Origin of the sequence: Flaviflexus ciconiae (assembly GCF_003971195.1) — a bacterium.
Lineage (GTDB): Bacteria > Actinomycetota > Actinomycetes > Actinomycetales > Actinomycetaceae > Flaviflexus > Flaviflexus ciconiae.
In genome coordinates, this window is sequence record NZ_CP034593.1 from 1,895,503 (window position 1) to 1,907,987 (window position 12,485).

The 12,485-nt window shown below is 57.4% G+C and carries 5 protein-coding genes; all 5 read left to right on the forward strand.

The features are described from left to right. The first annotated feature begins 66 nt into the window (after positions 1-66). Positions 67-2,526 carry a DMSO/selenate family reductase complex A subunit gene (locus tag EJ997_RS08340; RefSeq protein ID WP_126704138.1) on the forward strand — a complete coding sequence of 820 codons (2,460 nt, stop codon included), beginning with the start codon at positions 67-69 and terminating at the stop codon, positions 2,524-2,526. Further along, on the forward strand, positions 2,523-3,176 hold the full coding sequence (locus tag EJ997_RS08345) for a DMSO/selenate family reductase complex B subunit (RefSeq protein ID WP_126704139.1): 654 nt from the start codon (positions 2,523-2,525) through the stop codon (positions 3,174-3,176). The genes EJ997_RS08340 and EJ997_RS08345 overlap by 4 nt, the downstream gene beginning before the upstream one ends. Before the next feature lie 884 nt (positions 3,177-4,060). Then, positions 4,061-6,616, forward strand: a complete 2,556-nt coding sequence (locus tag EJ997_RS08350) for a DMSO/selenate family reductase complex A subunit (RefSeq protein WP_126704140.1) — start codon at positions 4,061-4,063, stop codon at positions 6,614-6,616. A 437-nt stretch (positions 6,617-7,053) separates the two neighbouring features. After that, positions 7,054-9,489 (forward strand): DMSO/selenate family reductase complex A subunit, encoded by a 2,436-nt coding sequence (locus EJ997_RS08355; protein WP_206501621.1) that lies wholly within the window; start codon positions 7,054-7,056, stop codon positions 9,487-9,489. Positions 9,490-9,909: 420 nt separating this feature from the next. After that, on the forward strand, positions 9,910-12,471 hold the full coding sequence (locus EJ997_RS08360) for a DMSO/selenate family reductase complex A subunit (RefSeq protein ID WP_126704141.1): 2,562 nt from the start codon (positions 9,910-9,912) through the stop codon (positions 12,469-12,471). Positions 12,472-12,485: the final 14 nt, after the last annotated feature.

Here is a 12,485-nt window from a genome sequence, read left to right on the forward strand (position 1 = left end):
CCGACAATCAGCACGGATAGTCTTGCAGTGGTATGTGAATATGCAAGCTATTGCGAAAGAGGGAGCATGACTATCGAGGTTGGTGCTGACAGGAAAGTCAGCCGCAGGTCTTTCATGAAGTGGTCCGGCATCGCAGGCGGCAGCGCCGCCCTCGTTGCCACCACCGCACACCTGGGCATGCCTGGGATAGGCACGGCAGCAAACAGTGACGGTATGCTCGATGCTGAGCAGACGGTTTGGTCCGCATGTCTCGTGAACTGCGGCGCTCGGTGCCCACTACGTTTTCAGGTCAAGGACGGCACGGTTGCTCGCGTTCTGCCCGACAACACGGGTGGCGACGAGATCGGGAACCACAGGATCCCGGCGTGCCCGCGCGGTCGTTCGATCCGCCAGCGCATCTACTCCCCCGACCGCATCAAGAAGCCCCTGAAGCGCAAGCCGGGAACGAAGCGTGGCGACGAGCAGTGGGAGGAGATCTCCTGGGAGCAGGCACTCGACGAGATCGCCGAGAAGTACCAGCAGCTCCTTGCCGACTACGGCCCCGAATCACAGTTCTACGCCTACGCGACCGGCGTTATCGCCGGCACCGTATCCGGCTCCTACTACGGTGGCGCACTGCAGCGCCTGCTAAAGAAGATGGGCGGATTCCTCTCCTATTACGGCGACTACTCGACCGGTGGAATCACGGAAGCCATGAGGGTGACCCTTGGCGGATACATCGATTCAAACTCCACAGATGATCTCGTCAACTCGAAGCTGTATGTCCTGTGGGGCCACAGCCCGATGGAGACGAAGATGTGCGGAGGCTCCGAAGCCTTCTACGCGCAGAAGCTCATCCGCGACACGAACGTGCGCACGATCGTGGTTGACCCGCGCCACTCGGACTCGGTGCAGCTCATGGCGGACGAGCACGTTGCTCTCAAGCCGGGAACCGATGCGGCTCTCATTGCCGGTATCGCCCACGTTCTTATCTCCGAGGACCTGCACGAGCAGGAGTTCCTCGACGAGTACTGCGTTGGGTTCGACGAGTCCACGCTCCCCGAGGGTGCGCCCGAGAATTCTTCCTACCGCGCATACGTCATGGGTGATGGCCCGGACGGCATTGAGAAGACGCCTGAATGGGCGTCGTCCGTTACCGGCACCCCGGTCGACACCATCGTGAAGTTCGCTCGCGAACTTGGCAACAACAAGCCGTCGATGATCCACCAGGGCTGGGGCGCACAGCGGTGCGCGAACGGCGAGAACCAGTCCCGCGCCATCATCACCCTCAACGCAATGCTCGGCAACGTTGGCCTGCCGGGTGGCGGCGCCGGCACCTACCCGGGTAGCTCCGCCGTTACCATCAACTCCGCTTTCGATGCGGACCCGAACCCGGTGACGAAGAAGATTTCGCACTTCACGTGGCCCGACGCAATCGACCACGGTGCCGAGATGAAGGGCGAAGACGGAGTTCGCGACTGGGATGAGGACGGGAACCCGATCTGGGATCCGCAGCTTGAAGTACCGATTAAGGCGATCTGGGCCTACGGCTCCAACACACTTATCAACCAGCACTCCGACATCAACGGCACGAAGGAACTCCTGCGGGACGACTCCAAGTGCGAGCTCATTGTGCTGTGCGACAACCAGATGACCTCGTCGGCGAAGTTCGCAGACTATGTTCTGCCCGGCACCTCAAACGCCGAAGAGGGCGACGTTGTCCAGCAGGGCCTGGCTGCCAACATGGGCTACTCGATCGTTGCCACAAAGGCCATCGACCCACTGTACGAGTCGAAGACGATCTACGAGATCTGCACCGAGCTTGCCCGCCGCCTCGGCATTGAAGAGGAATTCACGGAAGGCAAAACCCAGGAAGACTGGGCCCGCCAAATCATCGAGGACTCCCGCGAAGCCAACCCGGGTATGCCGGGCTATGACGAACTGCAAGAAATGGGAGTGTGGAAGGTCGACAATGGCGCCCGCGTCGCACTGCGCGAGTTCCGCGAAGATCCCGAAGCGAACCCGCTCGACACCCCATCGGGCAAGATCGAAATCTACTCTGCCGAAGTGGCCCGCAAAGCCGAAGAATGGAACCTCCCCGACGGGGATGTTGTGACGGCACTACCCGAGCAGATCAACACGTGGGAGGACTTTGAGGCCGCCAAGACCAACAGCGAGTTCCCGCTCCAGATGATCAGCTACCACTTCAAGGGCAGGACCCACTCCAGCTACGGCAACGTACCCTGGCTCAAGCAGGCACACCGTCAGGTCATCTGGATCAACCCGGTCGATGCGAAGCCCCGCGGTATCGAGAACGGCGACGAAGTGATCGTCTACAACGGCCGCGGACAAACCAAGGTTGAAGCGAAGGTCACCCCTCGCATCTTCCCCGGTGTCACCACCCTGCCGGAAGGCGCCTGGTACAACCCCGACAAGGACGGAGTTGACCAAGGCGGCGGACCCAACGTCCTGACAAAGTACCATCCGACCGCACTTGCAAAATCCAACCCGCAGTACACGAATCTTGTGGAGGTTAAGAAGGCATGAGCATCACAACCGAGAACTTCACCGAGGCCGGCGGTAGCTTCGGCTTCTTCTTCGACCAGTCCCTCTGCAATGGCTGTAAAGCCTGCGAGATTGCCTGTAACGACAAGCATGACCTGCCGCTCGGAGTGAACTGGCGCCGAATCGTCGAGTATGCGGGTGGCTCCTGGTCCTCCAACGAGGCCGACGGCACCCACACACCCAACGTGTTCAGCTACTACACGTCCATCTCCTGCAACCACTGCGCGAACCCAATCTGCATGGAAGTTTGCCCGACAACCGCAATGAGCAAGCGGGAGGATGGCACCGTCTATGTTGACAGCGACAAGTGCGTCGGCTGCCGCTACTGCGAATGGGCCTGCCCCTACTCCTCCCCGCAGTTCAACGCCGACACCGGCCAGATGACCAAGTGCGACCTCTGCTACGACTACCGTTCAGAGGGCCAGAACCCGGCTTGTACAGACGCCTGCCCGACCCGCGCACTCGATTGGGGCCCGATCGAGAAGCTCCGTGAGGAGCACGGCGACCGTGCCGACATCGCGCCCCTCCCCGACCCGGCGATCACCGAACCGCACCTCGTCATCAAGCCCCACCGCGACGCACAGCGCTGGGACCAGGGCAGCGGCATTATCCAAAACCCCAAGGAAATCTAGAGCCAAACCAGTCAGTTTCGCCCCCTCCGGCGTTTTCGGCGGGGGCGAAACGCTTTCAAGCCTTCTTGACCAGCGACAATACCCAAGAGTTGCAACATCAATTCGATTTAACCCAGCTCTTTATTTAAAAATCAGGATTATGACCATATTCTGGTGATTTAAGCACTTTCATCCGCATATGCTTGCGCCTTCGAATCAGAACATCGAATCGCCACTGTTTCCGCCAGAAAGTCAGGTTCTTGGTATTACGCGTTAAATCAGGCTGTTTAATATCGGGACGTTTTGCCCACGTTTCCAACAAACTGGCAGTCCAACCTTGGAATCGAGCCGAGGATCCGTCCCTCAAGTAAGGACGCAACGGGGCGGGACCTCGACTCACTCAAGAAAGAGCTTTGCACGCTGACCCGAGTTTGCTCGGACCAGCATCCTTCTCGCTTCTGCGCGGAGGAGTCAAAGCCGGGGAGTACCCATCCTCTTAGAGCCGGGAGGGGTGCTCCCCTTCTTTCATCTTCGAAGACAGCGACACCTTGCCATCCACACACATCGCCTACTCCAATTGTGGGCGCTTCTGGAACCACCGCATATTCCGTTTCGATTCTGGACAGGCAACACCGCTTAAAGCGGACAAACCGGAACAATTAGGCTCAGGCTCGCATATTGCCAACATTCAAGTACGCAAATTCGGCACAAGATCACCCGAAGTTCTCAAAAGGGTCACATCGCACGCGCCTTCGCGGTGTTGACACATACTTATCCTTGCAAATACGCCATTTTCCAATCGACCCCCACGATCTATGAGCGGAAGTCGCAGGACCTTTCACCCAGACCTTGGCCTAGAACTTTCCGAATACTGAGGAATCAAGAGAACTAGGTAAGGAGCAGAGATGACCTCGCAAGCCTTAAAACAGGATGTCTCACGACGTTCATTCATGAAGTGGTCGGGTGTTGCAGGTGGATCCGCAGCGCTCGTTGCCACAGCGACGCACTTGGGCATGCCATCCGCCCACAAAGCCGCAGCCGCCACAGACGGCATGGAAGGTGTCGATAAGACAGTCTGGTCGGCGTGCACGGTGAACTGCGGTTCTCGTTGCCCCATCAGACTGCAGGTGAAGGACGGTGTCGTTGTCAGGGTTTTGACCGACAACACTGGAACAAACGAGCTTGGCAGCCAGCAGGTCCGCGCATGTGTTCGTGGCCGTTCACAGCGCGAACGTATTTATTCCCCAAACCGTCTCAAGAAGCCGATGAAGCGCAAGCCCGGCACGAAACGGGGCGAGGAGCAGTGGGAAGAGATTTCCTGGGATCAGGCTCTTGACGAGATCGCTGACAAGATGAAGGCGATCAAGGAAGAGTACGGCAACGAAGCCTTCTACATTCAGTACGGTACGGGCGTTCTCGGCGCCATCATGTCATGCTCCTGGCCGCCCGACTCCTCACCAGTTGCGCGCCTGCTCAACGTCTACGGTGGCTACCTTGATCACTACGGGACTTACTCATCATCCCAGATCAGCAACATCACGCCTTACGTCTACGGCAGTGGCATGTCATCTAATTCCCGCGAGGACGCCAAGAATGCGACCCTGCAGGTGATGTTTGGGTCAAACATTCTCGAGACTCGTATGGGTGGAGGTAGCCAGCTATTTGTCGCCCAGCAGACGAAGAAGGAATCGGGCGTTCGCACGATCGTTATCGACCCGCGCTACTCGCAGACCGCAGTCGCACTGAGCGATGAGTGGGTACCAATCCGTCCAGGTACGGATGCCGCTCTCATTGCGGGCATGATTCACGTGATGCTTGAGAAGAACCTGCACGATCAGGATTTCCTCGACAAGTACTGCGTGGGCTTTGACGAGGACACCCTTCCCGAAAGTGCACCAAGAAACTCTTCCTACCGCGCATATGTTGAAGGCAAGGGCGAGGACGGCATTGAGAAGACCCCCGAATGGGCATCTGAAACTACCGGCATTCCCGCCTCAAAGATTCGTAGTCTCGCAATGGAAATCGGTGGCGCCGAAGCCTGTGCCATCACCCAGGCACTGGGTCCGCAACGCCATGCCAACGGCGAGAACAACGCTCGTTCAATCCTGCTACTCGCCGCGGTGACCGGCAATATTGGCATTCCCGGTGGCGGTACCGGTAACGACTGCGGCTCACAGGGCCTGTCGTTCGCGCGCCCCTTCACGACCGAGGTCTCAAACCCCTCGAACAAGATCATCTCGGTTTTCTCTTGGTTCGAAGCAATCGAGAACGGGCCACAAATGGATACGTTTAACGCCGGCGTCGGCGTCAAGCCCGAGAGTGGGGCACGCACCATGAAAATCCCGGTCGACGAAGACGGTAATGCCGAGAACACCAAGCTGGAGGTCCCAATTAAGGCGCTTTTCCAGTACGGGTCAAACGCTCTCGTCAATCAGTCCGGTGACAACAACAGGTCTGTCGAGATTCTCCAGGACGAATCGAAGGCTGAACTGATCGTCACTTGCGATATTCGATACACGGTTTCGTCCCGCTACTCGGATTACCTTCTTCCAGGAACAACAACATCCGAAGAGAGCGACATCCACCCGGGTGAGAACTCTGGCCCCATGGGGTACGGCATCGTCTCGTCCCAGGCGATCGAGCCACTGTACGAATGCCGCAATATATTCGACATTTGCACGGACCTTGCAGACCGCCTCGAAGTCAAGGACGCCTTCACCGGTGGCAAGACTCGTGACGAGTGGCTTAACGCCACGATTGAGGCCACACGCGAAGGGGATCCGGACCTTCCCTCCTACGAGGAATGGAAGGAAATGGGCCTATTCCGCAAGGAAACCGGGACCACGGTGGCCATGCAGGACTTCCGCGAGGACCCCGAAGCCAACCCCCTTGGCACACCATCAGGAAAGATTGAGATCTATTCCGAACGACTCGCAACCATGGCCGATCACTGGACCTTCGGCAGCTTCCATCCGAAAGAGAAGGGCGACAAGCTCAGCGCAATCCCCGAGTTCGTAGAGACCTGGGAAGGTGCTGTCGAGTCGAAAGAGAACGAGAAGTTCCCATTCCAGCTCATCGGACACCACTACATGCAACGGACGCACTCAAGCTATGGCAACATCGGCTGGCTACAGGAGGCCCATCCGCAGGTTGTGTGGGTAAACAAGCTGGACGCCGAGAAGAAGGGAATCGAGGACGGCGACGAAGTATTCGTCTACAACGACCGCGGCACGTGCAAGCTTCCTGCCAAGGTCACCGAGCGCATTGCGCCCGGCATTATGTCCATTCCGCAGGGTGCATGGTTCGATCCTCGAACCGACATCACACCACCCGAAGGTGCAAATCCCGACAAGCCTGTCGACGTTGCAGGATCCGTCAACTCACTGACATCGCTCCACCCGTCACCTCTGGCAAAGGGAAACTCCGTACACACAACTCTGGCGAACATCGTCAAGGCGTAACCGCTTGAAAGAAGGGCGGGGTGGTTGTTCTTTTCGAACTGCACCCCACCCTTCTCTACGCGGACGAACCAAAGCCAGGAGCACCCATCCTCTCAGAGCCGGGAGGCGCACTCCCTTCTTAGTTTGTATATTCAATTCTTTGCCAATTTCAAATCAGTTGAACCACGCATCCACCCAAACCAGCACAAGTCGGACAGAAATTGAATTAGGTAACGACCTTTTGGCCTTATTGCAACGGTTTAGTCTAAGAATCGGTTGCGTAAGCAACGGTGGAGTAAATGCAACTCGCTGACCTCAATGTTTCCGCTCAACTACGCCAGTTCCCGCCCGTTTAGTTCTAGTTTCTGGGGATTTGGGCAGGGACCTTGAGCCCACGAAATTTCGATCTCTGAACAAATACTGGGAATACAATCACCAATTCTTCTTGAGGAGCAGAGATGACTTCACAGATGACGGGCCACAGGGTATCCCGTCGGTCGTTCATGAAGTGGTCGGGCGTTGCGGGAGGATCCGCAGCACTTGTCGCCACCGCCGCACACCTTGGTATGCCAAGCACACACCAGGCCTCGGCAACGGACGGCATAGAGGGCGTTGACGCCACCGTCTGGAATGCTTGCCTTGCCAACTGTCAGTCACGTTGCCCGCTTCGACTTCAGGTTAAGGACGGCACGGTTGTCCGGGTCCTGCCTGACAACACGGGCTCGGATGAGCTTGGCGATCTTCAGATCCGCGCCTGCGTGCGCGGACTCAACCAGCGCGAACGCATCTACTCCCCGGATCGCATCAAGAAACCGATGAAGCGCACGGGTAAGCGCGGCGAAGGTAAGTGGGAGGAGATCTCCTGGGAGGAAGCCTTCGACACCATTGCTTCGGAGATGAGGAGAGTCAAGGAAACCTACGGCAACGAAGCTCTGTGGTACCACTACGGCTCAGGATCAACCGGTGGCAACATCACGAAGCGTGGCACCTGGCCTCGTCTTATCAACTCTTACGGCGGTTACCTCGGTCAGTATGGGACCTATTCGACCGCACAGATCCGCGCAGGTATTCCCTACAGTTACGGGGCTTACCTCGGATCCAACTCACTAGAAGATGCCGTGAACACACGTCTGCAGGTGTTCTTCGGAAACAACCCACTTGAGACCCGCATGTCCGGCGGCGGCGAACTGGGCGTCGTTCAGAAGATCAAAAAGGAACACGGCGTTCGGACGATTGTCATCGATCCCCGATACTCAGATACTGCCGTCGACGTCGCTGATCAATGGGTTCCGATTCGCCCCGGAACAGATACTGCACTAATTGCAGGAATGATCTACGTAATGGTTCAGGAGAATCTCCACGACCAGGAGTTCCTCGACGAATACTGTGTCGGTTTTGATGAGGAAACCATGCCTGACGGCGCACCAGAGAACGCTTCCTATCGTTCATACCTCGAAGGTAAGGGCCCCGACGGTGTCGAAAAGACTCCGGAATGGGCTGCTGACATCACCGGAATCCCGGCCGACACAATCCGGAACCTCGCACGCGATATTGTCACAACCAAACCCTGTGCTATCACCCAGGGCTGGGGGCCTCAGCGACAAGCAAGTGGAGAAAACACCGCCCGCGCCATCGCACTGCTTGCCACTGTAACCGGCAACATCGGCATTGCTGGCGGCGGCAACGGTGCTCGTGAAAGCAACTACTCTGTCCCCGTCACAGCATTCCCCAACTTTGACGGCGATGCAGCACCGGTTTCAACTCAGATCTCCTGTTTCAACTGGATTGAGGCAATCGAAGACGGGCCGAGCATGACGGATGTTCAGCATGGCGTGCGCGGCAAGGAGAAACTCGATGTTGGCATCAAACTCATGGTCATCAACTCCTCGAACACCCTGATCAACCAGCACAACGATGTCCACCGGACTCAGAAGGCTCTCGAAGACGACAGCAAGTGCGAGTTCATTCTTGTTATCGACCACCAGTGGACACCGAGTTGCGAATGGGGCGATATGGTCCTGCCCGCAACAACCAACTTTGAAGAGAACGACATTGTTCCAGGTGGTTCATGTGGCGATATGGGCTGGTCCATCTGGGGTGGCAAAGCCATTGAGCCACTTTACGAGACTAAGACCGGTTACGAAATCTGTACCGAGATTGCTCGCCGACTGGGCATCGAGCAAGAGTTCACACAGGGACGCACACAGGAAGAATGGCGGTCTTGGATCTTCGAGGAGACGCGAGCCAACGTTCCTGACTTCCCCTCCGAAGAGGAACTCGAAGAGATGGGAGTATGGCGCAAGCACAACCCGGACGGTCTAACAATTGGCATGAAAGCCTTCCGTGACGATCCTGAGGCTAATCCACTCACAACCCCATCCGGAAAGATTGAAATCTATTCATCTACTCTCGCTGAAATGGCAGACACCTGGATCTTCGAAGGAGTGACCGAGGGCGACAAACTAACGGCACTACCTGAGCACATCGATACTTGGGAAGGCGCCCTCGAAGCGCGCACAAGCGAATTCCCGCTCCAGTGCCTTGCACACCACTACAAGGGCCGGACGCATTCCTCCTACGCGAACCTTCCGAAGAACCTCGAGGCTCACCCGCAGATGGTCTGGATCAATGAGAAGGACGCCAGCGACCGTGGAATTAAGAACGGCGATACCGTTGACGTCTACAACAATCGCGGCACGATTCGCACCGAAGCCCGCGTGACCCCACGCATCGCCCCCGGTGTAGTTTCCGTTCCCCAGGGCGCTTGGTACACACCCGATGAGGATGGTGTGGACGTGGGAGGCAACGTCAACACCATCATGAAGTACCACCCGTCACCGCTGGCAAAGGGGAATCCCGGTCACACTGCACTCGTAGAAGTCAGGCCAGTATAGGTACTGAAATAGAAAGGAATAGATCGGACTGAATCAGTTCCTTTCATCGAACCCCGCGGGGCAGCTCACAGTAGCTGCCCCGCGCTCCTTTATACCCGTCTAGGCAGGGAGCCCTGCCCATCATCACAACTCCGGATCGGGTCGCTTCCCCCTTTAGAAAACGAATTACGCAAGTCTTCGTATCTCTAATTCATCCATCCCAATCTTGTGTCCCGGGCAACAGCCTTTTCGCCCGATTTCCGCTCGATCAAATTTCTTGGCTGTAAAACCGCAGGTTAGAGCTGTAGTTCGATATCAAGATAGTTTTCACAATTCACAACGAATCGGATATTTCGAATTAATGACAAAAGTCCCAGACAGGACATTTTTTTCGGGCCAAACTGCAATTACATAAGGCTCTAAACAAAGAAGAGGTGGACAATGACAATTGCCGCTAACCGGGAACGCACGGGGCTCTCTCGTCGTTCGTTTATGAAGTGGTCGGGGGTTGCCGGCGGCTCTGCCGCACTGGTTGCAACTGCCGCTCATCTTGGAATGCCTGGTACGTCCGCCCAGGCCGATTCCGACGGCATGACCGACGCCGATAAGACCGTCTGGTCCGCATGCACGGTGAACTGTGGTTCCCGTTGCCCTCTCCGTCTTCAGGTCAAGGACGGTACCGTCGTCCGCGTCCTCCCTGACAACACCGGCACCGACGAGCTCGGCAGCCAGCAGGTTCGCGCCTGCGTCCGTGGCCGTTCGCAGCGCCACCGTATCTACAACCCCGATCGCCTCAAGAAGCCAATGAAGCGTAAGCCCGGCACCAAGCGTGGCGATGAGCAGTGGGAAGAGATCTCGTGGGAGCAGGCTCTTAACGAGATTGCCGACAAGATGAAGGACATCAAGGAGAACTACGGCAACGAAGCTTTCTACATCCAGTACGGAACAGGCGTCCTTGGTTCCACGATGGCTTGCTCATGGCCGCCGGACACCACCGCTTTCGCAAAGCTTCTGAACTGCTATGGCGGATACCTTGATCACTACTCGGACTACTCGACCGCTCCGATCACGCAGGCTTACCCATACCACTACGGTAGCTGGGTTAACGGCAACTCCTTCGACGACGCGAAGAACTCGAAGCTTCAGGTCATGTTCGGTAACAACCCGCTCGAGACTCGTATGTCGGGTGGCGGCCAGCTGTTCGTCACGCAGGACACGAAGAAGAACCACGGCGTTAAGACGATCGTGATCGATCCCCGCTACTCGGAGACGGCCGCACTTCTCGCTGATGAGTGGGTCGGTCTGCGTCCCGGCACCGATGCTGCTCTTATTGCCGGCATGATCCACACGATGATCTCTGAGGATCTGCAGGATCAGGATTTCCTCGACACGTACGTTGTTGGTTTCGATGAGGACACCCTCCCCGAGGGCGCTCCGGAGAACTCCTCCTACCGTTCCTACCTTGAGGGCAAGGGCGCAGACGGCATCGAGAAGACTCCCGCGTGGGCTTCCGAGATCACCGGCGTTCCCGCCGAGCGGATCCGTCAGCTTGCCCGCGAGATCGCGGCTGCTAAGCCATGTTCGATCACGCAGGGCTGGGGCCCGCAACGTCATGCCAATGGCGAGAACAATGCTCGTGCAATCTTTATGCTCGCTGCCGTGACCGGCAACGTCGGCATCCCCGGTGGTGGCACCGGTGCCCGCGAGGGCGCGCAGGCGCTACCACTCAGCAAGCCGTTCTACAACGTTCCGAACCCGTCGAACAAGATCATCTCCGTGTTCGGCTGGCTTGATGCCATCGAGTACGGCGATCAGCTAGATACATTCAACGGCGGTGTTTGCGAGAAGGTCGCCCCCGGCGTCCGCTCGAACAAAGTCCCGGTTGACGACAACGGCAACCCGACGAACATCAGTCTGGACGTTCCCCTTAAGGGAATCTTCCAGTACGGCTCAAACTCGCTGGTTAACCAGACCGGTGACAACAACCGGTCGGTCGAGATTCTCCAGGATGAGACGAAGGCTGAGCTGATCGTTACCTGCGATATCCAGTACACGGTTTCCGCTCGCTACTCGGACTACGTCCTTCCCGGCACGTCAACAGCTGAGGAATCGGACATTCACCCTGGCGAGAATGCTGGCCCGATGGCCTATGGGATTGTTTCGCAGGCTGCAATTGATCCCCTTTACGAGTGCCGCACGATCTTCGACATTTGCACCGAGCTGGCTGACCGTCTTGGTGTGAAGGAAGAGTTCACCGGTGGCAAGACCCGCGAGGAATGGCTCGAAGAGACCATTAACGTTGCTCGCGAGGCAGATGCTGAGCTCCCCACCTATGAAGAGTGGAAGGAAATGGGCATCTTCCGTAAGAACCAGGGTCCTGCGGTTGCACTCGCAGATTTCCGTGAGGATCCGGAGGCTAACCCGCTTCCGACTCCGTCCGGAAAGATTGAAATCTACTCCGACCGTCTGGCAGCAATGTCAGAGAAGTGGGAGTTTGGCGTGTTCCGTCCCGAGCTGCCTGGCGACAAGCTGACAGCTCTTCCGGAATTCGTCGAGACTTGGGAAGGCGCCTTGGAGGCCCGCGAGAATGACAAGTACCCGCTACAGGTCATTGGTCACCACTACAAGGCACGTACACACTCCAGCTACGGAAACGTGGACTGGCTAAAGGAAGCGCACACGCAGTCCGCATGGATCAACCCGATCGATGCTGCTGCACGTGGAATCGAGAACGACGACGAAGTGTTCGTGTACAACGATCGCGGAACCGTCCGTCTCCCGGCAAAGGTGACGGAACGTATCGTTCCGGGAACGATGTCGATTCCGCAGGGCGCTTGGTTCGATCCGAAGGGCGCTTCGGATGTCAAGCCGCCTAGCGAGGCCAATCAGGACAAGCCGGTCGATGTCGCCGGATCTGTCAACACGCTCACGTCACTGCACCCCTCGCCGCTTGCGAAGGGCAACGCGGTGCACACAACCCTAGCTAACGTCGTCAAGGCCTGAAAGAGGTAATAAAC

Bases quoted from the DNA above. Each gene is read 5' to 3' on its own strand.
- EJ997_RS08340 (WP_126704138.1), top strand. From the start codon at position 67: ATGACTATCGAGGTTGGTGCTGACAGGAAAGTCAGCCGCAGGTCTTTC.
- EJ997_RS08345 (WP_126704139.1), top strand. From the start codon at position 2,523: ATGAGCATCACAACCGAGAACTTCACCGAGGCCGGCGGTAGCTTCGGC.
- EJ997_RS08350 (WP_126704140.1), top strand. From the start codon at position 4,061: ATGACCTCGCAAGCCTTAAAACAGGATGTCTCACGACGTTCATTCATG.
- EJ997_RS08355 (WP_206501621.1), top strand. From the start codon at position 7,054: ATGACTTCACAGATGACGGGCCACAGGGTATCCCGTCGGTCGTTCATG.
- EJ997_RS08360 (WP_126704141.1), top strand. From the start codon at position 9,910: ATGACAATTGCCGCTAACCGGGAACGCACGGGGCTCTCTCGTCGTTCG.